This is a genomic window from Shinella sp. R2-11 (genome assembly GCF_055330205.1).
Genome location: NZ_JBVAPC010000009.1, coordinates 140,419 through 160,748 on the forward strand (window position 1 = coordinate 140,419; position 20,330 = coordinate 160,748).

Consider the following 20,330-nt stretch of genomic DNA (forward strand, 5'->3'; position numbering starts at 1 on the left):
TAGTCCGTGCGGGAACAGAATGAATCTGTTGGAACAGTTGACGAAAGTCTACAAGAACCTGGCATCGCTGGGGCAGGCGAAACTCGCGATGCTGGCCGGAGCCGCCGTCGTGTCGATCGGTCTCGTGCTCGCCGCCGGGATCCTCGTGAACAAGCCCGCCTACGAGACGCTCTATGTCGGGCTGGAAAAGGCCGACCTGAACCAGATCGGCCTGGCGCTCGCCGAGGGCAATATCGACTTCAACAATGGAACGGACGGATCGAGCATCGCCGTTCCCGTCGGCCAGACCGGCAAGGCACGGCTCTATCTCGCCGAGCGCGGCCTGCCGAGCAGCGCCAATGCCGGCTACGAGCTCTTCGACAAGGTCGGCTCGCTCGGCCTCACCTCCTTCATGCAGGAGGTGACGCGCATCCGGGCCCTCGAGGGCGAGATCGCCCGCACCATCCAGCAGATCAACGGTATCGCCGCCGCCCGCGTCCATGTCGTGATGCCGGAGCGCGGCAATTTCCGCAGGGCCGACCAGGTGCCGACGGCCTCCGTCATGATCCGCGCCAGCGCGCAGGCCGGCCGTGAATCGGCCGCCGCCATCCGCCACCTCGTCGCCGCCTCCGTTCCGGGGCTTGAGGTCGACGGCGTGACGATCCTCGATTCCGCCGGCCAGCTCCTCGCCTCCGGCGACGATCCGGAAAACGGCCAGCTCAACCGCTCGCTGAACACGGTGCAGACCGTGCAGGGCGAGATCGAGCGCAATATCGAGAAGGCGCTCGCGCCCTTCCTCGGCATGGACAATTTCCGCGCCAGCGTCACCGCCGCCCTCAACACCGATACGCAGCAGATCCAGGAAACGGTCTACGACCCGGAATCGCGCGTGGAACGCTCCGTCCGCGTGACCCGGGAGAGCCAGAAGTCCAGCCAGCACGCCTCGAACAAGGCGGCGACCGTCGAGCAGAACATTCCGCAGGGCGGTCCCAAGGGCGACGGCAACGGCCCGCAGTCGAGCGACGAGGCGGACAAGAAGGAAGAGCAGACCAACTACGAGATCAACAGCAAGACGGTCGCCACCGTCCGCAACGGCTTCGCGGTCGAGAAGCTCTCCGTCGCCGTCGTGGTGAACCGCGCCCGTGTCGCCGCCATGGTCGGCGAGCCGGCCGACCAGGCGAAGATCGACGCCTATATCGCCGACATGCAGAAGATCGTCTCCTCCGCCGCCGGACTCAACCCGGACCGCGGCGACGTCGTGACGATCACCGCCATGGAATTCCTCGACCACCAGCTCCTGAACGACGCGGTGCCGGGCCCCGGCTTCGTGGAGACGCTGACGCGCAATATCGGCGGCATCATCAATGCGCTCGCCTTCGTCGCCGTCGCCGTCCTCGTCGTCTGGTTCGGCCTTCGCCCGGCGGTTCGCTCCGTCACCGGCGGCGGCGCCGCGGCCGGCGCGCTGGAAAGCGATGCGGCAGGCCTCGAACTTCCTGACTTCTCGCCGGCTGGCGGCATCAGCGGCCCCGGGGCGACGCTCATGGACGGCTTCGGCGCGGACTTCGGCTTCGACAGCACGGACGACCTGCTCAATGCGAGCGACGAGGGCGACGGCTCCTTCAACCGCCGCGTCAAGGAAGGCCCGGAACGCCGCCTCAGCCGCATGGTCGAGATCAGCGAGGAGCGCGCCGCCAAGATTCTGCGCAAGTGGGCGGTGGAAAAGGAAGCCGCCTGACGGCTCCCCCACGAAGCAAGACATTCGGGACGCGGCCGGAAACGGCCGCGTCTTTCGTTCTGGCGTCCGGAAAAGTCTGACTTTTCGGCAGGACTGTCGCTTTTCGGCAACGCTCGTTCAATCCGGTTGCAGCAATTCTTTTGCAATTGACCGGTGCCGAAAGAAAATGACGTTCACGGTGGCGCAAGCATGAAAAAAATTTCGCGGCCTTTGCGGTTCCGCGCCGCTGCGCCCGACCTGCAGTTTTCGCTCGCATGAGCGGCCGCTTGCATGGGCGATTGCCGGGCTCTTCTCCAAATATCGTATGGTTAACAAGAATTTAACCTGAGCTGTCCGGCGCGGCCGGTATTTGCGCGACAAAGCGCAAATCACTTGCACCGGGCCGACTCACAGAAGCCGGCGAAAGTAAATCCCGAGAAGATGCCGTGGTTTTTAGCGAGGGGAGATGTACACTTTAGTCACTGATTCGCTTGGTGATTCTTGCCGATGCGGCCTGACCGGAGAGGGGTTTGGACGGTTCCAGATCTTTGGCGGAAGGGAGGCAGGATCTCCGCTTGGAATTGGAACAGGGGGCTATCATGGAATCGATCCGGCCGGATGTCGCGGCCTGGGAATCCTATGGATTCTCTGCCGAGTCAGGTGAGCGTAAGAGTGCGCGTGAACTTCTGGTTCAACATCTCGCGCGCTGCGCGGGCCGCGCCGGCCTTTCCGCCGGCCTGAAGGCGCTGACCGATTATGTGAGCGCCTCCCATTATTTCCTCGTCCGTCACGACGTATCGCCCGAAGCGGGGCTCGAGGCCGTGGTCGCATCCGACTGGCCGTTCGACCTGGTGCGCAACATCGCGAGCGCCATCGTCATCAGCCAGTCGCGCATGAGCGAGCTGGACAAGTGCCTGACGCTCTTGAAACCGAGCTTCAACCACCTTGCCGACGACGTGGCCGTGCCGGCCGGCATCAGCCGGGAATATTGCGTCATCGCCTTCCATGTCGGGCGGGTGCGCATGTCGCTTCTGCTCCTCTTCCCGGAGCATTTCATCCTCTCCCAGAGCAAGCTGCGCGACGTCGGCGTCATGACCGGCTATTTCGCCAGCGTCTGCTGCCGCGGTGCGATCCTCCGGCACGACCGCGAGATGGAGCTGACGGATCGCGAGATCGAATGCCTCTACTGGATCGCCGAAGGCAAGACGAGCGACGAGATCGCCGTCATCCTGGGCATCTCCCGCAACACGATCAACAACTACATCACCAGCGTGATGCGCAAGACGGCCACCCGGACGCGATCGGAAGCGATCGCCTGGGCCGTCCGCAACAACCTGGTCTGAGGAGGGGCGGATGGCCGGTCAGTTTTCCGCTCCTGCAAGCCTGGAGCCAGAGATCCGCATCGCGCGTCCCCAGAAGAGCGCGAGCGCCGCGGACTTCGTGTCGCGCCTCCTGGTGATGCAGACGATCCTCGGCGCCGAGCAGTTCGCGGTCCTGCGCCTCAGCGGCCAGGGCCTGCCGTCCGCCCGCAAGCTGGCGCTCTCGCTGCACAACTGGGCGAGCGACGTGGAGGGCAATGCCCGCCTGCTGCTCGAAGCCTACGGTCAGACGATGCTCGCGCATCTCGAAGCCTCGATGCTGCCGCTGATCTGGGAAGGGGCGGGCGACAGCCAGTTCGTCGAGGCGGCGGCCGATCCTTTCGTGACGCGCCTTCCCGCCCGTCTCCTGCCCTGGTCGGGCATGGCGTTCCCGGTCCGCCTCGGCGCGCATGGCAACGGCTATGTCCTCTTCCTCGGCACCTTCATCGCGCCCCCCGCCGATCTCATCATCGACATGCACATGAAGAGCTGCCAGGTGCTGATCGACATGCTGGCCGGCGAGGAGCGCAAGCTCGCGCCCTCCGCCTCGCTCAGCGAGCGCGAGATCGCCTGCCTCCAGATGGCCGGCGACGGCTGCATCTCCGAGGCGATCGCGGAAAAGATGGGCCTCTCCGTGCATACGGTGAACGCCTATCTCGGCACGGCGACGACGAAGCTCGACGCCGTCAACCGCATCCAGGCGATCGCGAAGGCGATCCGCCTCGGCTATATCATCTGAGGGGAAAGGGGACGGCCGGCGGACCGGCCGTTTTCGGCGCTCAATGCGCGTGCTGCGGCGCCGAGCCGGATGTCACATAGCGCGCCTCGGCAAGGCTCCTGCGCAGGAAGGCCGTGTTGTCGTCGGGATCCGCGGCCGGATCGTTGAAGGCGACGTGGGTGACCTCGACGCCCGCCTTGTCCTTCTGCAGCATCAGCTTGGCATAGACCGTCACGCCCTGCGGGCGCAGCTCCATGTCCAGCGTCACTTCCGGCTCCGTGTCCCAGTCGAGGCGATAGTCGCCGCCGGCGCCGAAATTGACCGTGCCGGGCAGGAAATAGAGTTCGGCCGCCGAGGAGACCAGGTCGGCCAGGTTACCGTAGCACTCGAAACGCAACAGCGAGACGAGATCGGCCGCGTCGAGCAGTCTCAGCTCGGTGGCGACCGGGCAGATTGCTTCTGCGACAATCTTCTCGCGCTCGGCGGAATAGGTGCATTTTCTCATCGGATCTAGTTTACCCGTCTGGTCTGGGGCGAGGCTGCGTAAACCCGGTGAATCAGCTCCGCCACGGCCTTGTAGAACACCGGCGGAATGACACTATCCACCGAGACTTGCGCAAACATTGAGCGTGCGAGCGGCGGATCCTCGAAAACGGGAATGCCGTTCTCCTCCGCGAGCTCGCGAATCTTGAGCGCGATGAGGTCCTGGCCCTTGGCGACGACCACCGGGGCATCGCCTTCCTCGCGCACATAGCGCAGCGCCACGGCGAAGTGGGTCGGGTTGGCGATGACGAGCGTCGCGCGCGGCACGGCGGTCATCATGCGGCGGCGGATGCGGTCGCGCTGGATCGAGCGCATGCGGGCCTTGACGATCGGGTCGCCCTGGGCCTGCTTCATTTCCTCCTTCACCTCCTGCTTCGTCATCATGAGCTCGGTGAACCAGTGATGGCGCGTCCAGGCGAAGTCGATGGCGGCGATGAGGGCGGTGGCGAAGAGGATGATGATGAGGACCTTGTTGATGTCCGTCGTCATCATGTAGAGCAGCGCCTGCGGCTCGGAGAACATCGTGTCGAGCGAGGCGAAATAGTTGCTTCGCATGGCGATCGCCACGACCAGCGACACCAGCAGGATCTTGATCAGCGACTTGCCGAATTCGACGAGGCCCTGCTTGCCGAAGAGCCGGCCGAGGCCCTTCATCGGGCTCAGACGGCTGATCTGCGGGCGCACGCGCTCCAAGACCGGGCTCGGCAGGTTCTGGAAGACCGACGAGGCGATGCCGAAGATCATCATCATCAGGAGGATCGGCATCAGCAGCGCGCCGGCTTCCCAGCCGAGATGGCGGAAGATGGCGATGACGTCGGTGCCGGTCTTGAGGTTCCAGGCCTCCGGCTGCTCGAAGAAGTCGCGCAGCGTCTCGCTCATCCGCGCGATGCCGCCCGGCAGGAAGAAGACCAGGAAGAGATAGATCGCCAGCGTCGAGGCGAAGATCGTGATCTCGCGCGAGAAGGGCGTGTTGCCCTTTTCCATCGCATCGCGAATCTTCTTCTCTGTCGGGAGTTCTGTTTTACTGTCCTTGTCGTCGTCCGACACGTCGCGCTCCAGGGCAATTCCGGCAGGAGGCTCCGGCCGAAAGCAAACGGCCCGAACCGCCTGTCTGGAGATTCGGGCCGGAAATACGCTCCGCCTGCGGCACCATCGTGTCAAGAAGGATCAGGCGGCCTGCTGCGCCTCTTCCTTCTCCTTCAACTGGATTTGTCCTGCGGCGGCAAGACGGATGGCTTCCTGCGTGATCGAGCGGCGGGCGATCGCCACCTCGCGCGGATTGACGCCCTGATCGCCGGCGGCGAGGTCCGATTCGATCATGCGGCGCTGGCGCGCGCCGATCGAGGAGAGGACGGCCTCGCGCAGCTCCATCGAGGCGCCGCGCAGCGCCGCCGTGATGATGTCGCCCGACACGTCGTTGAACAGCGACACCCGGCTTCTCTGCGGCATGAAGAGCACGTCCTCGAAGAGGAAGATCTTCGGGCGCACCTTCTTGACCGATTCGGTCGAGACCGTTTCGAGCGAGGCGAGCATCTCGTCGACCTGCGACTTGTCCAGCTCGTTCATGAGATCGGCGACCTTGTTCGTGCCGATCGAATTGCGCTCCGCGTCCAGCGCGTTGATCATCTCGATGACGCGCGCCTCGACGATCGCGGTGGCCTTGGGGCTCGCGTCCTTCAGGTTGACGGTGCGGTTGATGATGTCGGCGCGGTGCGCCTCCGGAATCTCCAGAAGCACCTTGGCGCCGAAGGACGAGGGCATCATCGAGAGGATATAGGCGATGGTCTGCGGGTGCTCGTTGAGCAGGAACTGCGAGACGAAGACCGGGTCGGCGTCCTGCAGGCGGTCCCAGATCGTCGTCTCGTAGGCCTGGAAGGCGGCGCGGCGGCCGAGCAGGCCGTCCACCTCGTCGGGCGTCAGGCCCTCCTCGAGGATGCCTTCCATCATCTTGGCATTGTCCATCAGGCCCGCGCCCTCGGTGAACAGGTCCTCGAACTCGTTGACGAGGTCGATCAGCTCATGAGGGGGGATGGCGCGCAGGTTCTGCGCGGCGGCGATGATCTGCTGCAATTCGCTCTGGGTGAAATATTTCAGCAGCTTGCCGGCGACGCCCTTGCCCATGGCGAGAAGGACGGCTGCTGCCTTCTCGACCTGCGAAAGCGGTGTCCCGACCGCCGTGGACGTCCCGAAATTCTCGAAATCCATCATGGATTCATCTCCCTGAGACCTAACCGGTCGTCAGATCTTGCGTGTACTCTTCACTTCGATGAGCTTGACCCCGAAGCGGGTGTCGTCGTTTTCAAGAACGGTGATCTCGCCGCGGCCGATCACCCGGCCGTTGACCATGACCTCGACCGGCTCGCCGATGCGGCGGTCGAGCGCGATGGTGGCGCCCTCGCTGAGGTTCATCAGGCTGGAGACCTGCATCTGCGAGGAACCGAGGACGATTTGCAGATCGATCGGGATGTCCATGATGAGGTCCATGTTGGACTCCATCGCGCTGCCCGGGCGCGGCGCCTCGCCGAGGCTCTCGGAGAAATCGGCGCCGCCGCCGAAATCCGAACCGCCGAAGCCGGTATCCGTGCCGAAATCCGACACGGCCGCGCCGCCGCCGAAATCGGTGCCGGCGCTGAAATCCGTGCTGCCGCCGAAATCGCCGCCGAATGCGGCCAGCGGATCGTCCTCCGCGGTTTCGGCAGCGCCCGAGGCATCCTTCTGAAGAACGCCGCGCAGGTCGTCGATCGCCTGCTCCAGTTCCTGGTCGCCCGCGTTGATGGAAGACATGATGTCGTCAGCGATGGGTGTTTTCTTCGGTGCCATAAGACCACTATTCCATTCGAAACTTGCCTGAGGCGTGCCGCCCCGCAGGCTTCATGCGCAAAACTATCCGATGATGTGCTGGAGAAGCTCTTCCTCCGAGCCGTAGGTATCCTTGACGCGAACCGTGTAGCGGGCGCCCGAGCGGCCGAATTCGCAGACATAGAGGTTGCGGCCGTTCGCATTGACCTCCACGCGCACGTCGCCCGCCTCGTTGAAGGGGATGATGTCGCCCGCCTGGAGCCGGCTGATCGTGTCCAGCGTCTGCGCCTCGAGGCGGATGCGCGCCTCCAGCGTCACCTTGGAGCGGCGGACCTGCTCGCCGAGCTGCTCGCTCCATTCGACGCGCGTTTTGGGCGCGTTGGCCGGCTTCGGGGCGGTGATCACCGATTTCAGCAGCACGCTCTGCGGCACGACGACATGGAAGGTCGAGAGGACCGGGCCGATGCCGACGGCCATGTTGATCATGGCGACGAAGGTTTCGTCGGAACCGTCCTCCGCCGACTTGCGGATCTCCGCATTGTGCGCCGGGCCGAGGAAGGGCTCGAAGCCGTTCGCGCCGTTGACGGCGGTCTTCAGCACGCCGGAGATCCGGTCGAACATCATGGCCGCGACGTCCAGCTCGATCTTGGAGAGCGGGCGCGGCTCGGGATCCTCGACGGCATCGCTGAGCGCGCCGAGCATGTTCTCGACGAGCGTGATGATCAGCGGGCTGTCGCAGATCAGCGTGAAGCGGTCGCACCAGTCGCGCATCGACGCATCGCAGAAGGCCATGGCGCCGCCGAGCCCCTGGGTGACCTCGGCATATTTTCCGGTGACGAAGCCGGCATAGGAGACCGCGACCTCGAAGCCGAGCTCGCTTTCCAGCATGTCGGGCAGGAATTCGGCGAAGACCTCGCCGAGGCTGGCGCAGAGCCGGGAGATCGTGGCCTGGTCGCCGAGCCGGCCGGTCAGCCGCGCGAGGACGACGGGATCCATGGTGGGAAGGGATGTCACGGTTGCTGCGCTCATTTCTCAGGCCGCCTTCGAATCGCCGCCGCCGCCGGGATTCATCATTTCCTGCTCCACCGCGTCGATCGACGGGCGCTCGTAGGAAGAGATGGTCTTGCGGCCGTATTCCAGCGCCACCTGCGGCACGGAGCCGTTCATGTAGGCCAGCAGCGTCTGCTTGACGATGACGTAGAGGCGGTTCTGCTTCTCGCGCACGGCCTTGATGTTGGCGGTGATCGGCGCGACGACCGAATAGGACAGGAAGATGCCGAGCATGGTGCCGACGAGCGCCGAGCCGATGAGGCCGCCGAGGACTTCCGGCGATTCGTTGATCTTGCTCATCGCCTTGATGACCCCGAGAACGGCAGCGATGATGCCGATGGCCGGGAAGGCGTCGCCCATCGTGGTCATGGCGTGGTAGGGCTTCATCTTGTCGCGCGTGATCGTCTGGATCTCCTCGTCCATCAGCGCCTCGATCTCGTGGGAGCGGGCATTGCCGATGATGATGAGGCGGACATAGTCGCAGATGAAGGCGGTGAGTTCCTTGTTCTTCAGGACGGTCGGCGCGGACTGGAAGATCGGCGATTCTTCCGGGTTGTCGATATGGGCTTCGATCTCGTTGCGCGACTTGGTGCGCAGGTCCCGCATCAGGCTGTAGAGCACGCCGAGCGTATCGAGATAGTCGCGTTCCTTCGGCACCTTGTGCTTGAAGGCCTCGCCCAGCGCCTTGCCGGTTTCCTTGATCACCTTCATCGTGTTCGCCACGATGAAGCCGCCGACGCCGGCGCCGCCGATGATCATGAGTTCGAATGGCTGGATCAGCACGTCGACGTGCCCGCCCATGGCCATGAAGCCGCCCAAGACGCAGCCGACGGTGACGATGAGACCGATAATGATGTTCATGAGCGCAGGTGTCCCGACACAATTCTGACCGTTCCGGGATACGGTTCCAGCCTTGCGTGAAGCTGTACCTTATGGCGGGTTAACGGATCAGGTTCGCGCAAGCAAAAGCCTTGAAGATCGCGGTTCAAAACGGACATCCATGTCTTTTCGAACCTGATCGGCAGCCCATCGTGACCACCACCTATACGAGCTACAAGCTGATTTCCGCCGACCTCTCGACGTCGCTGAAGCGCGTTTCGGAGCAGCCGGACGTCAAGCGCGAGACGGAATATTACCTCTCCAGGATCGGTGGCATAAAGTCGATCGACGCCTTCTTCGCCGACGACAGGCTCTATAACTACGTGATGAAGGCGCATGGCCTGGAGGACATGGCCTATGCCAAGGCCTTCATGCGCAAGGTGCTGACCGAGGGCGTCGACGACAAGGACGCCTTCGCCAACAAGCTCTCCGACAGCCGCTACAAGGAGCTGGCGGAATCGCTGAACTTCGCCCGCCACGGCGAGCTCGCCACCACCTTCGACCGCGCCCAGAAGGGCGTCGCCGAGAAATATGCCCGCGAGACGCTGGAGGTCAGCGCCGGCGAGGACAATACGGGCGTGCGCCTGGCGCTCTATTTCGAGCGCATGGCCTCCTCCATCACCTCCGGCTATTCGATCATCGCCGACGACGCGCTGGCGCAGGTGGTGCGCACCGCCCTGCAGCTACCCGCCGAATTCGCCGCCACCGATGTCGACCGGCAGGCGGCCTACTATGAAAAGGCGCTCGATCTCGTCGATTTCAAGGACCCGTCCAAGGTCGGCAAGTTCCTCGAGCGCTTCACCTCGATGTGGGAGCTGGAAAATCCCTCGGGCAGCTACGATCCGCTGACGGTCTTCAGGTCGTCGAGCGTCACCGGCATTTCGACCGACCTTCTCCTTTCCATCAACAACCTGAAACTCGGAGGTCGCTGAGATGCAGACCGGGCTCTATGTATCGCTTTCGTCCCAGATCGCGCTCGACCGCCGCATGGCCACCCTTGCCGATAACGTCGCGAACTCGACCACGGTCGGTTTCCGCGCGACGGAGGTCAAGTTCAACCAGGTCGTCAGCGACCAGAAGAACGCCGACGTCGCCTTCGTCTCGCAGGGCGAGGAGTTCCTGTCGACCCGCAACGGCGGCCTGACGCAGACCAACGGCACGCTCGATTTCGCGATCCGCGGCGAAGCCTGGTTCCAGGTCGAGACGCCATCCGGCCCGACGCTCACCCGTGACGGCCGCTTCACGCTGACGGATGCCGGCGACCTCGTCACGCTGAACGGCTATCCGGTGCTCGATCCGGGCGGCGGCCCGATCCAGATCGACGCGAATGCCGGCCCCATCACGCTCAGCGCCGATGGCCAGCTCAACCAGAACGGCCGGCCGGTCGCCGCGCTCGGCATCTTCGAGGCCGATCTTTCCGGCGGCTTCGTGCGCGCCGGCAACAGCGGCATCATCACCACCATCCCGCCGCAGCCGGTGACCGACCGCGTCGATGCCGGCGTGGCGCAGGGCTATGTCGAGGAATCGAACGTCAACGCCATCGCCGAGATGACGCAGCTCATCCAGGTCACGCGCGCCTTCGAGAACATCGCCGCGCTGACGCGCAGCAGTGAGGATTCGATGAGCGAAGCGGTCCGCACCCTCGGCGGAAGCAAGTAAGCGATGACGGGCGCGGCGGAAGGACAGGGCGGAAAAGCGGCAGGCACGCCCGAGGGCGGGCGCATGATGAATGCGCTGGCGGGGCTCGTGCGGCGCTATTCCACGCCGGAATTCTCGGTCGCCCATGGCGGCCACGTGCAGACCATCGCGGCCGGCAACTACACGGTCGGCGGCCTGTCGCGCCATGTGCGCCTCGGCGAGTTCGTGGCGCACAAGAGCGCCACGGGCGTCCATCTCGGCGAGGTGGTGCGCGTCGAGCCGGATACGGTCGTCGTCTGCCCCATCGAGCCGGGCGAGCCGATCGGCATCCACGACACTGTCATCCGCAAGGGCGCCTTCCGCGTCGCGCCGACCGCCTCCTGGTGCGGCCGCACGATCAATGCGCTGGGCGAGCCCATCGACAGCCTCGGGCCGCTGGTGCAGGGCGACGTGCGCCGCTCGATCTCCAATTCCGCGCCGCCCTCGATGACGCGCAAGCGTGTCGAGAAGGGCTTCCATACGGGCGTGCGCGCCATCGACATCTTCGCGCCGCTCTGCCTCGGCCAGCGCCTCGGCATCTTCGCCGGCTCCGGCGTGGGCAAGTCGACGCTGCTGTCGATGCTGGCAAGGGCCGACGCTTTCGACAAGGTGGTGATCGCGCTGGTCGGCGAGCGCGGCCGCGAAGTGCGCGAGTTCATCGAGGACACGCTCGGCGACAATCTCGCCAAGTCCGTCGCGGTGGTCGCGACCAGCGACGAGAGCCCGATGCTGCGCAAGATGGCGCCGCTGACGGCGGTCACCATCGCCGAGCACTACCGCGACCAGGGCGACAACGTGCTGCTGATCATCGACAGCGTGACGCGCTTTGCCCATGCGATCCGCGAGGTGGCGACCGCCTCCGGCGAGCCGCCCATCGCGCGCGGCTATCCCGCCTCCGTCTTCACCGAGCTGCCGCGTCTTCTGGAGCGCGCCGGCCCCGGCGCGGAAGGCACCGGCACGATCACGGCGATCATCTCGATCCTCGTCGACGGCGACAACCACAACGACCCGATCGCCGACTCGACGCGCGGCATCCTCGACGGCCATATCGTGCTGGAGCGCAGCCTTGCCGAGGAGGGGCGCTATCCGCCGATCAACCCGCTCGCCTCCATCTCGCGTCTTGCCCGCAAGGCCTGGACGCCGGATCAGGAGAAGCTGGTCTCGCGGCTGAAGGCGCTGATCCACCGTTTCGAGGAAACGCGGGACCTCCGCCTCATCGGCGGCTATCGCCCCGGCGGCGATCCCGATCTCGACATGGCGATCAAGCAGGTGCCGATCATCTACGAGGTTCTGAAACAGACGCCGGGCGAAAGGCCCGCCGGCGACGCCTTCGCCGATCTCGCGATCGCGCTGAAGAATGCGGCCGGGCAGGGCGGCGCGCCGGCCATGCGAAGGGGATGACAGTGACCGATTTCGACGCGGACGAAACCATCCAGCCGCTGCGGCGGCCGGAACGGGCGCGGGGCTACAGCTTCGGCGACAAGCTGCTCATGGGCACCGGCGTGATGCTGGCGGCGGGCGCGGCCTTCTTCCCCTGGTACGTCTTTCTCAACCCGGAAAAGTTCTCGGTCCCGACCCTCTGGAAGGGTACGACGCGCAACCTGCCGGAAACGGCGGGCAAGCAGGTGGTGAGCGTTTCCCCCGCCGCCATGATCGATGACGACAAGGACCCGGCGCCCGCAAGCCTCGACCCGGTCGCGACGGCCACCACCTCCAGCCTCGGCGCGGAGAAGACGCTCGGCGCACCGGTGGAAACCGGCCTCGACCAGCCGCTACCGGTCAATTCCGGCTTCCGCCTGATGCATGTGGCGAACGGCCGGGCGCTCATCGAGGATGCCCGCGGCATGTATATCGTGCGCGTCGGCTCGATCCTGCCGGACAATAGCCGCCTCGCCACGCTGGAACAGCGCGACGGCGCCTGGGTCATCGTGACTTCGAACGGCGAAGTCATCAAGCGCAACTGAGCCGAAGGAAGGCCCTTCCGCAACCCTCCCCACAAGGGGGAGGGGCTTGGCGTGCTGCACCATTTTGCATTCGATTTCGAATGGTGCGCAAGCCTTCGACTGTCTTCCCCTTGTGGGAGATGCCGGCGGGCAGAGGGAGGGTTCCCTCCTTCGCGATATTTATTCTTTCACGAAATCAGGCGGTTGGCGGGAAACCGCCGCACAGCAAGTCTGACGCAAGATTGGCTCCGTAGGTTCGCCTCGAACAAGGATGGAGCTTGTCATGCAACCGATACAACTGTTTGAACTGGCAACGAAACAGGCCGAATGGCTCGCCGTCCGCCAGAGTGTGGTTGCAGGCAATATCGCCAACGCCAACACCCCCGGGTTCAAGGCGAAGGACGTGACTCCCTTCCAGTCGGTGCTCGAGACGACGGGCATCCGCATGGCGGCGACGCAGCCCGGCCACTTCACGGAAACCGAAATGGCCAGCCGCGTCATCGAGACCAGACCCACCGAAGAGATCGGCGTGCAGGAGTCCGGCAACACCGTCGGCCTTGCCGAGGAACTCATGAAAGAGGGCCAGGTCAAGCGTGAGTTCGATTTGAATGCCGGCCTCGTCAAGGCCTTTCATCGCATGATGCTGATGACAGTGAAAAGGTAAGAAATGGATCCGCTCGTCGCTTCCCTGAAAGTCGCAGCCTCGGGACTCGAGGCGCAGTCCACCCGTATCCGCATCGTTTCGGAGAACCTGGCCAACGCCCGTTCGACGGGCGACACGCCCGGCGCCGATCCCTTCCGCCGCAAGACCGTGACCTTCGCTTCCGAGCTCGACCGCGCGACCAACGCCTCGCTCGTGGAAGTCTCGCGTCTCGGCTTCGACGAGACCGACTTCTCCAGCGAATACGATCCGGGCAACCCGGCGGCCGACGAGAAGGGCTACGTCAAGATGCCGAATGTCAACGTCATCGTCGAGATGGCCGACATGCGTGAAGCCAACCGCTCGTACGAGGCGAACCTCCAGAGCATCAAGCAGTCGCGCGACCTGATCAGCGCGACGATCGACCTCCTGAGGGCCTCGCAATGATCGAAAGCGTAAAGAGCATCAATTCCCTTCTGTCGGGCAACGCCGCGACCGGCGTCGAGATGGGGGGAGCGAGCAACGTTTCCGCCGCGGCCGCGCAGGGAACGGGCACCCAGATGTCCTTCGCCCAGGTGATGGGCGATATGGCCACCGAGATGACGAACACGCTGAAGCTCGGCGAGACCAAGTCCTTTGAAGCCATCCAGGGCAAGGCCTCGACCCGCGAAGTGGTCGACGCCGTCATGAACGCCGAGCAGACGCTGCAGACCGCCATCGCCATCCGCGACAAGGTCGTCACCGCCTATCTCGAAGTCGCAAGAATGCAGATCTGAGGACCGGACATGAAAGCCCTTGCCATCGCCGCGACCGGCATGAACGCGCAGCAGACCAATCTCGAAGTGATCGCGAACAATATCGCGAACATCAACACGACCGGCTTCAAGCGCGCCCGCGCCGAGTTCTCCGACCTGCTCTACCAGACCGAGCGCGCCGCCGGGGTGCCGAACCGCGCCAACCAGGCGGTCGTGCCGGAAGGCGCGATCATCGGCCTCGGCGTGAAGACCGCCGCCGTGCGAAACCTGCACCTCCAGGGCGGGCTCGTCTCCACCGGCAACTCCTTCGACCTCGCGCTGATCGGCCGCGGCTGGTTCCAGATCGAGGCGCCGGACGGCTCCACGCTCTATACCCGTGCCGGTGCCTTCAACACCAATGCCGAAGGCCAGCTCGTCACCCTCGACGGCTATACGGTCGTGCCGGGCATCACGGTGCCGCAGGACGCGACGGAAGTGAACGTCACCAAGTCCGGCCAGGTCTTCGCGACCGTCGCCGGCCAGCAGCAGGATCTCGGCCAGATCACGCTGGCGAACTTCGTCAACGAAGCGGGCCTCGAGCCGCTCGGCGAGAACCTCTTCCGCGAGACCGCCGCATCGGGCGCCGCGACCGTGGGCGCGCCGGACGAAGCGGGCTTCGCCTATATCCAGCAGAACTACCTCGAAGCGTCCAACGTCGATCCGGTCAAGGAAATCACCGACCTGATCTCCGCCCAGCGCGCCTATGAAATGAACTCCAAGATCATCCAGGCAGCGGACGAAATGGCGGCGGTGGTCAGCAAGAACCTGAGATAGCAACCGGACATGCGGGGAACATGATGTTTCGCCTGATAGCAGCTCTTCGTACGGGAAAGACCCTTCCGGCCCTCCGGCGCGCGGCCCTTGCCGCGCCGGCGGTGCTGCTCGGACTTCTCGTCGCCGATGCGGCCCTTGCCGATACGCGCACGGCCGTCGTGCCCAAGCGCATCATCTACCCCGGCGAGGAGCTGGATGCAGGCCAGCTCGAAGAGGTCGAGGTCACCAATCCGAACATCGTCAACGGCTTTGCGGAAACCATCGCGGCCGTCAACGGGATGGTGACGAGGCGCACGCTGCTGCCCGGCCGGGTCATCCTCACCTCGGCGCTGCGCGAGCCCTTCGCGGTTTCCCGCGGCACCACCGTCCAGCTCGTCTTCGAAAGCCGTTCGATGGTGCTGCGCGCTGCCGGCACGCCGCTGCAGGATGCGGCCGTCGGCGAACTCATCCGGGTCCGCAACAAGGATTCTGGGGTCATCGTTTCCGGCACCGTCATGGCGGACGGAACCGTACATGTGGTGGCGAAATGATGCAGTCTTTCCTTTCCCGCACGGCCGTCTTCCTCGCCTGCTTCCTGCTTGCGACGGGACCGGCCCTGCCGGCCGCCCGCATCAAGGACGTCGCCTCGCTGCAGGCCGGCCGCGAGAACCAGCTCATCGGCTACGGCCTCGTCGTCGGCCTCCAGGGCACGGGCGACAGCATGCGCTCCTCGCCCTTCACCGAGCAGTCGGTCCGCGCCATGCTGCAGAACCTCGGCATCTCGATGGTCGGCACGCAGACGCGCGCCAAGAACATCGCGGCCGTGCTCGTCACCGCCAACCTTCCGCCCTTCGCCAGCCCCGGCAGCCGCATCGACGTCACCGTCGGTTCGCTGGGCGACGCCACCTCGCTGCGCGGCGGCACGCTGGTCATGACCTCGCTTTCCGGCGCGGACGGCCAGATCTACGCGGTCGCGCAGGGCTCGATCGTCGTCACCGGCATCAGCGCCAGCGGCGATGCCGCGAGCGTGCAGCAGGGCGTGACGACCGCCGGCCGCGTGCCGAACGGCGCCATCATCGAGCGCGAGCTTCCCTCGCGCTTCAAGGATGCGTCCGACCTCGTCCTCCAGCTGCGCAACCCCGACTTCTCGACCGCCGTCGGCATGGCGGACGCGATCAACCGCTATGCGGCCGCCCAGTACGGCTCGCCGATCGCCGAATCGCGCGATTCCCAGTCCGTCTACGTCTCCAAGCCGAAGATGGCGGACCTTGCCCGCCTGATGGCCGACATCGAGAACCTCGTCATCGAGACGGATGCGCCGGCGCGCGTCGTGATCAACGAGCGCACGGGCACGATCGTCATCGGCCAGGATGTGCGCATCTCGCCGGTCGCCGTCAGCTACGGTTCGCTGACCGTGCAGGTCAACGAGATGCCGCAGGTGGTCCAGCCCGAGCCCTTCTCCAAGGGCGTGACGGCGGTCCAGCCGAGCACGGACATCCTCGTCCAGCAGGAGGGCGGCAACGTCGCCATGCTCGACGGCTCCAGCCTGCGTTCGCTGGTCTCGGGCCTCAACAGCATCGGAGTGAAGCCGGATGGCATCATCTCCATCCTGCAGAGCATCAAGACAGCCGGTGCCCTCCAGGCGGAACTGGTGCTGCAATGAGAACAGGCATGACCCTTTCCACGATCGCCCGCAGGCTCGCGCTCCCCGCCGCAGGCTTCGTCATGATGGCCATTCCCGGCGCCTTCGCCGAGGACCGTCCCGTCATCACCACGACCAATGCCAGCGCCGACGAGATCCGCGAATTCTGCACCAATATCGCGGACGCGGCGCGCGACCAGCGCTATCTCCTCCAGAAGCAGGAACTGGAAAACCTGCAGCAGGATGTCGACGAGCGCATCAAGACGCTCGAAGCCCGCCGCGCCGAATACGAGGACTGGCTGAAGCGCCGCAACGATTTCCTGAAGACCGCCGAAGGCGGCCTCGTCGAGATCTACAAGAAGATGAAGCCGGACGCAGCCGCTGCCCAGCTTGCCGAGCTCGATCCGGAAATCGCCTCCGCCATCGTCATGAAGCTGGCGCCGCGCCAGTCGAGCACGATCCTCGGGGAAATGCCGGCCGACAAGGCCGCGGCCCTCACCCGTATCCTCACCGCGGCAAGCGACCCGAATACGTCAAAGGACCCGTCATGAAGAAGACCGCCTTCGCACTCTCCGTGGCGCTCGCCTTGTCGGGCTGCTCCAGCCAGGCGATCAACGAGATCGGCAAGGCCCCGGCGATGAGCCCCATCGGCAGCGGCCTCAACTATGCCGAGACGCCGCAGATGGCGGCCTATCCCAAGCAGCCGCGCACGGCGGTTTCCGGCTATTCGATCTGGAGCGACCAGCAGTCGGCGCTCTTCAAGGATTCCCGTGCCTTCAAGGTCGGCGACATCCTGACGGTCAATATCCGCGTCAACGACAAGGCGAGCTTCGACAACAAGACCGACCGCTCGCGCACCAACAAGAGCGGCATCAATTTCGGCCTCAGCGGCTCGACCGCCGACAGCAGCGTCGATGCCAAGGGCGACCTGGCCTTCGGGTCCTCGACCAGCACCAAGGGCGATGGCTCGACGGAGCGTTCGGAGAAGCTGAACCTGCTCGTCGCGGCGGTCGTCACCGGCGTCATCGAGAACGGCAACCTGCTCATCAGCGGCTCTCAGGAAGTGCGCGTCAACCATGAGCTGCGCATCCTCAACGTCGCCGGCATCGTGCGGCCGCAGGATGTCGATGCCAACAACATGATCGCCTACGAGCGCATCGCGGAAGCGCGCATCTCCTACGGCGGCCGCGGCCGCCTGACCGAAGTGCAGCAGCCGCCATGGGGCCAGCAGGCCATCGACCTGTTCTCGCCGATCTGACGATCTCGGCATCCTCGCAACACGGGAAGAAGACAATGGCGGACGAAGAAGAGGGCGGGAAGAAGAAGCCGTCGCTCGTCATCACCATCGCGGCCATCGCCGTCCTGACGCTGCTTGCCGCCGGCGGCGGCTGGTTCGTCGGCAACATGCTTGCCCCGCCCCCGGCCGAAAAGCCGGCCGAGGAGGCGAAAGCGGCTCCCGCCGGCGGCGAGCATGGCGGCGCGGGCGAGAAGGGGCAGGAGCTTGCCCATATCTCCACCGAGGCCAACGGCATCGTGCTGCTCGATCCGATCACCAGCAACCTTGCCTATCCGTCCGACAACCGCGTTCGCCTCGAGGTCGCGCTGATGTTCAAGGGCACGCCGGACGTCAAACTGGCCGAGGAAATCCACCAGGACATCATGGCCTATATGCGCACGGTCTCTCTCCAGCAGGTGCAGGGCCCGCGCGGCTTTCAATATCTCAGGGAAGACCTTGAGGAGCGGGTTGACCTCAGGTCGGAAGGGCGCGTAACCAACGTCATGTTCCGAACCTTTGTGATCGAATGATTCGAGCCCTTCTGACCTTCGTCGCCATGATGGCGATGACCGGTATGGCCTACGCCCAGCAGCAGCTGCAGCTGCCGGGTGGTCTTCTCAACGCACCCGTCGATGGCTCGGTCGCCGGCTGGATCATCCGCACCTTCGGGCTGCTGACGGTCCTTTCCGTCGCGCCCGGCATCCTGATCATGGTGACGAGCTTTCCGCGCTTCGTCATCGCCTTCTCCATCCTTCGCTCCGGCATGGGGCTCTCCACCACGCCGTCGAACATGATCCTCGTGTCGCTGGCGCTCTTCATGACCTTCTACGTCATGGCGCCGACCTTCGACCGGGCCTGGCAGAACGGCGTCCAGCCGCTGATGGCCAACCAGATCGACGAGACCGAGGCCACGAAGCGGATCGCCGAGCCCTTCCGTGAGTTCATGGTCGCCAATACCCGCGACAAGGATATCGAGCTCTTCATCTCGCTCGCCGAGGAGCGCGGGCACAAGGTCGTCGAGAACAATGTCGCGGACCTGCGCGTCGTCATCCCGGCCTTCATGATCTCGGAAATCCGCCGCGGCTTCGAGATCGGCTTCCTCGTCGTGCTGCCCTTCCTCGTCATCGACCTGATCGTCGCCACCATCACCATGGCCATGGGCATGATGATGCTGCCGCCGACCTCGATCTCGCTGCCCTTCAAGATATTGTTCTTCGTGCTCATCGACGGCTGGAACCTCCTCGTCGGCAGCCTCGTGCGCTCGTTCAACTGAACGCTGGCAGGGAAGACGCGTGTGCGCGTTTTTCCCGAAGCGGCGCGCGCTGAATATCTCTTTAACCATAGCGTTTTACCCCCCGTTCACCCTGTTTTCCGACCCGTCGGATGCGACCTTCCGATTTAAGAAGTTGGCAAGGATTGGCTGCGAGTTTTGGCTCAACACGACGGGTTTGGTATCCCTTCACACGCTGAAGAAACCGAGTTGGCATGATGCCGAACCGCCGTAACCGGTAAGTATCCAGTCCGGTATGTCCCCCATCAGTATTTCGTTCAAAGGGACAACTAGAATGTCGAGCATTCTCACCAACACCTCCGCAATGTCCGCCCTGCAGACCCTGCGTTCCATCAACAACAGCATGGAAACCACGCAGGACCGCATTTCCTCGGGCATGCGCGTCGGCGCAGCCAAGGACAATGCCGCCTACTGGTCCATCGCGACCACCATGCGTTCGGACAATGCCGCTCTTTCCGCCGTTCAGGACGCCCTCGGCCTCGGCGCCGCTAAGGTCGACACGGCCTATGCCGGCGTGAACGCCGCCATCGACGTCGTCAAGGAAATCAAGGCCAAGCTCGTCACCGCTACCGAACAGGGCGTCGACAAGGTCAAGGTCCAGGAAGAAATCAAGCAGCTTCAGGAGCAACTCAAGAGCATCGGCGCCGGCGCTTCGTTTAACGGCGAAAACTGGCTGGCCGGTGACCCGTCCGGTTCGACGGTCGTCACGGGCTTCGTTCGTGGTGGCGACGGCACCGTCAAGGTCACGACGGCTGAATATGAGGGTGAGGCGCTGTTCGGCGCCTACGACCCGACGGATGGCTCGGTCGATGACAGCGCCGGCATTCTGGCCAACGTCTTCGCCATTGAGCTGGACGGCACCGAAGACGATGGCGATATGGCCGCTCATCTGGACACGGTCGAATCCGCACTCAAGAGCATGCAGACCGTCGGTTCGACCCTCGGCTCGCTCTCCAAGCGCATCAGCCTCCAGGAAGACTTCGCCCAGAAGCTGTCCGACGCCATCGACAAGGGCGTAGGCCGCCTCGTCGACGCCGACATGAACGAGGAATCGACCCGCCTGAAGGCGCTGCAGACCCAGCAGCAGCTCGCCATCCAGTCGCTGTCGATCGCGAATTCCAACTCGCAGAATATCCTCTCGCTGTTCCGTTAATCAGCGGATGCAGGACGGCGCGGAGGCTGACCCGCGCCGCCTTGAAAAGGTCGCTCCCGGCAACGGGGGCGGCCTTTTTGCGTTTTTATTCCGCGGGAAAGAATTCCTTAACCTTATTGCG

Annotated in this window: 24 protein-coding genes; 18 read left to right on the plus strand and 6 right to left on the minus strand. The window is 64.6% G+C overall.

Features of this window, described 5'->3' with window-relative positions:
* Nucleotides 1-19: 19 nt before the first annotated feature.
* The 3 genes from fliF (at nucleotide 20) to visR (ending at nucleotide 3,790) form a co-directional block, all read left to right on the plus strand.
* Complete coding sequence (gene fliF, locus ACZ1A1_RS21115) at nucleotides 20-1,714, plus strand: flagellar basal-body MS-ring/collar protein FliF (protein ID WP_313194414.1); 1,695 nt, start codon at nucleotides 20-22, stop codon at nucleotides 1,712-1,714.
* Between the two features lie 578 nt (nucleotides 1,715-2,292).
* Nucleotides 2,293-3,036 carry a transcriptional regulator VisN gene (gene visN, locus ACZ1A1_RS21120; RefSeq protein ID WP_463621452.1) on the plus strand — a complete coding sequence of 248 codons (744 nt, stop codon included), beginning with the start codon at nucleotides 2,293-2,295 and terminating at the stop codon, nucleotides 3,034-3,036.
* A 10-nt stretch (nucleotides 3,037-3,046) separates the two neighbouring features.
* The gene (gene visR, locus ACZ1A1_RS21125) at nucleotides 3,047-3,790 is read left to right on the plus strand and encodes a transcriptional regulator VisR (protein ID WP_313194412.1); all 744 of its coding nucleotides are present in this window, start codon (nucleotides 3,047-3,049) and stop codon (nucleotides 3,788-3,790) included.
* A 40-nt stretch (nucleotides 3,791-3,830) separates the two neighbouring features.
* Here visR and ACZ1A1_RS21130 read toward each other — a convergent pair whose 3' ends face one another.
* The 6 genes from ACZ1A1_RS21130 to motA all read right to left on the minus strand — a co-directional run bounded on the left by ACZ1A1_RS21130 (nucleotide 3,831) and on the right by motA (nucleotide 9,022).
* On the minus strand, nucleotides 3,831-4,274 hold the full coding sequence (locus ACZ1A1_RS21130) for a hypothetical protein (RefSeq protein WP_119257666.1): 444 nt from the start codon (nucleotides 4,272-4,274) through the stop codon (nucleotides 3,831-3,833).
* A gap of 5 nt (nucleotides 4,275-4,279) precedes the next feature.
* The gene (gene flhB / locus ACZ1A1_RS21135) at nucleotides 4,280-5,359 is read right to left on the minus strand and encodes a flagellar biosynthesis protein FlhB (RefSeq protein WP_463621453.1); all 1,080 of its coding nucleotides are present in this window, start codon (nucleotides 5,357-5,359) and stop codon (nucleotides 4,280-4,282) included.
* A 120-nt stretch (nucleotides 5,360-5,479) separates the two neighbouring features.
* Entirely contained in the window at nucleotides 5,480-6,520 is a 1,041-nt protein-coding gene (fliG, locus tag ACZ1A1_RS21140) for a flagellar motor switch protein FliG (RefSeq protein ID WP_313194410.1), read from the minus strand.
* Between the two features lie 30 nt (nucleotides 6,521-6,550).
* Nucleotides 6,551-7,132, minus strand: coding sequence for a flagellar motor switch protein FliN (fliN, locus tag ACZ1A1_RS21145; protein WP_463621454.1), 582 nt, complete (start codon nucleotides 7,130-7,132; stop codon nucleotides 6,551-6,553).
* A gap of 63 nt (nucleotides 7,133-7,195) precedes the next feature.
* Nucleotides 7,196-8,140, minus strand: a complete 945-nt coding sequence (locus ACZ1A1_RS21150) for a FliM/FliN family flagellar motor switch protein (RefSeq protein ID WP_463621455.1) — start codon at nucleotides 8,138-8,140, stop codon at nucleotides 7,196-7,198.
* Nucleotides 8,141-8,143: 3 nt separating this feature from the next.
* Complete coding sequence (gene motA, locus ACZ1A1_RS21155; RefSeq protein ID WP_313194407.1) at nucleotides 8,144-9,022, minus strand: flagellar motor stator protein MotA; 879 nt, start codon at nucleotides 9,020-9,022, stop codon at nucleotides 8,144-8,146.
* A 170-nt stretch (nucleotides 9,023-9,192) separates the two neighbouring features.
* Between motA and ACZ1A1_RS21160 the strand changes: the two genes are divergently transcribed.
* From ACZ1A1_RS21160 to ACZ1A1_RS21230, 15 genes are all read left to right on the plus strand, one after another.
* On the plus strand, nucleotides 9,193-9,972 hold the full coding sequence (locus ACZ1A1_RS21160; RefSeq protein WP_463621456.1) for a DUF1217 domain-containing protein: 780 nt from the start codon (nucleotides 9,193-9,195) through the stop codon (nucleotides 9,970-9,972).
* A 1-nt stretch (nucleotide 9,973) separates the two neighbouring features.
* Nucleotides 9,974-10,699 (plus strand): flagellar basal-body rod protein FlgF, encoded by a 726-nt coding sequence (flgF, locus tag ACZ1A1_RS21165; RefSeq protein WP_415212183.1) that lies wholly within the window; start codon nucleotides 9,974-9,976, stop codon nucleotides 10,697-10,699.
* Between the two features lie 63 nt (nucleotides 10,700-10,762).
* Nucleotides 10,763-12,118 (plus strand): flagellar protein export ATPase FliI, encoded by a 1,356-nt coding sequence (gene fliI / locus ACZ1A1_RS21170; protein WP_463621515.1) that lies wholly within the window; start codon nucleotides 10,763-10,765, stop codon nucleotides 12,116-12,118.
* On the plus strand, nucleotides 12,115-12,681 hold the full coding sequence (locus tag ACZ1A1_RS21175) for a flagellar protein (protein ID WP_313194404.1): 567 nt from the start codon (nucleotides 12,115-12,117) through the stop codon (nucleotides 12,679-12,681). Before fliI ends, ACZ1A1_RS21175 begins: the two co-directional genes overlap by 4 nt.
* Before the next feature lie 262 nt (nucleotides 12,682-12,943).
* Nucleotides 12,944-13,324, plus strand: coding sequence for a flagellar basal body rod protein FlgB (gene flgB / locus ACZ1A1_RS21180; RefSeq protein ID WP_313194403.1), 381 nt, complete (start codon nucleotides 12,944-12,946; stop codon nucleotides 13,322-13,324).
* Nucleotides 13,325-13,327: 3 nt separating this feature from the next.
* A complete protein-coding gene (flgC, locus tag ACZ1A1_RS21185; RefSeq protein WP_313194402.1) occupies nucleotides 13,328-13,747 on the plus strand; it encodes a flagellar basal body rod protein FlgC in 420 nt (139 codons plus the stop codon).
* Nucleotides 13,744-14,076 (plus strand): flagellar hook-basal body complex protein FliE, encoded by a 333-nt coding sequence (locus tag ACZ1A1_RS21190; RefSeq protein WP_313194401.1) that lies wholly within the window; start codon nucleotides 13,744-13,746, stop codon nucleotides 14,074-14,076. The genes flgC and ACZ1A1_RS21190 overlap by 4 nt, the downstream gene beginning before the upstream one ends.
* Before the next feature lie 9 nt (nucleotides 14,077-14,085).
* On the plus strand, nucleotides 14,086-14,868 hold the full coding sequence (flgG, locus tag ACZ1A1_RS21195; protein ID WP_313194400.1) for a flagellar basal-body rod protein FlgG: 783 nt from the start codon (nucleotides 14,086-14,088) through the stop codon (nucleotides 14,866-14,868).
* A gap of 20 nt (nucleotides 14,869-14,888) precedes the next feature.
* Nucleotides 14,889-15,398 (plus strand): flagellar basal body P-ring formation chaperone FlgA, encoded by a 510-nt coding sequence (flgA, locus tag ACZ1A1_RS21200; RefSeq protein ID WP_463621457.1) that lies wholly within the window; start codon nucleotides 14,889-14,891, stop codon nucleotides 15,396-15,398.
* Nucleotides 15,398-16,510: a flagellar basal body P-ring protein FlgI gene (locus tag ACZ1A1_RS21205; RefSeq protein ID WP_463621516.1), complete on the plus strand. Its 1,113-nt coding sequence runs from the start codon at nucleotides 15,398-15,400 to the stop codon at nucleotides 16,508-16,510. The genes flgA and ACZ1A1_RS21205 overlap by 1 nt, the downstream gene beginning before the upstream one ends.
* Complete coding sequence (locus tag ACZ1A1_RS21210) at nucleotides 16,507-17,040, plus strand: MotE family protein (protein WP_463621458.1); 534 nt, start codon at nucleotides 16,507-16,509, stop codon at nucleotides 17,038-17,040. Before ACZ1A1_RS21205 ends, ACZ1A1_RS21210 begins: the two co-directional genes overlap by 4 nt.
* Nucleotides 17,037-17,747: a flagellar basal body L-ring protein FlgH gene (flgH, locus tag ACZ1A1_RS21215; RefSeq protein ID WP_463621459.1), complete on the plus strand. Its 711-nt coding sequence runs from the start codon at nucleotides 17,037-17,039 to the stop codon at nucleotides 17,745-17,747. Before ACZ1A1_RS21210 ends, flgH begins: the two co-directional genes overlap by 4 nt.
* Nucleotides 17,748-17,782: 35 nt before the next feature.
* Nucleotides 17,783-18,295, plus strand: coding sequence for a flagellar basal body-associated FliL family protein (locus ACZ1A1_RS21220; RefSeq protein WP_463621460.1), 513 nt, complete (start codon nucleotides 17,783-17,785; stop codon nucleotides 18,293-18,295).
* On the plus strand, nucleotides 18,292-19,038 hold the full coding sequence (gene fliP / locus ACZ1A1_RS21225) for a flagellar type III secretion system pore protein FliP (protein WP_463621461.1): 747 nt from the start codon (nucleotides 18,292-18,294) through the stop codon (nucleotides 19,036-19,038). The genes ACZ1A1_RS21220 and fliP overlap by 4 nt, the downstream gene beginning before the upstream one ends.
* Before the next feature lie 292 nt (nucleotides 19,039-19,330).
* Nucleotides 19,331-20,209, plus strand: coding sequence for a flagellin N-terminal helical domain-containing protein (locus ACZ1A1_RS21230; protein WP_463621462.1), 879 nt, complete (start codon nucleotides 19,331-19,333; stop codon nucleotides 20,207-20,209).
* Nucleotides 20,210-20,330 lie beyond the last annotated feature (121 nt).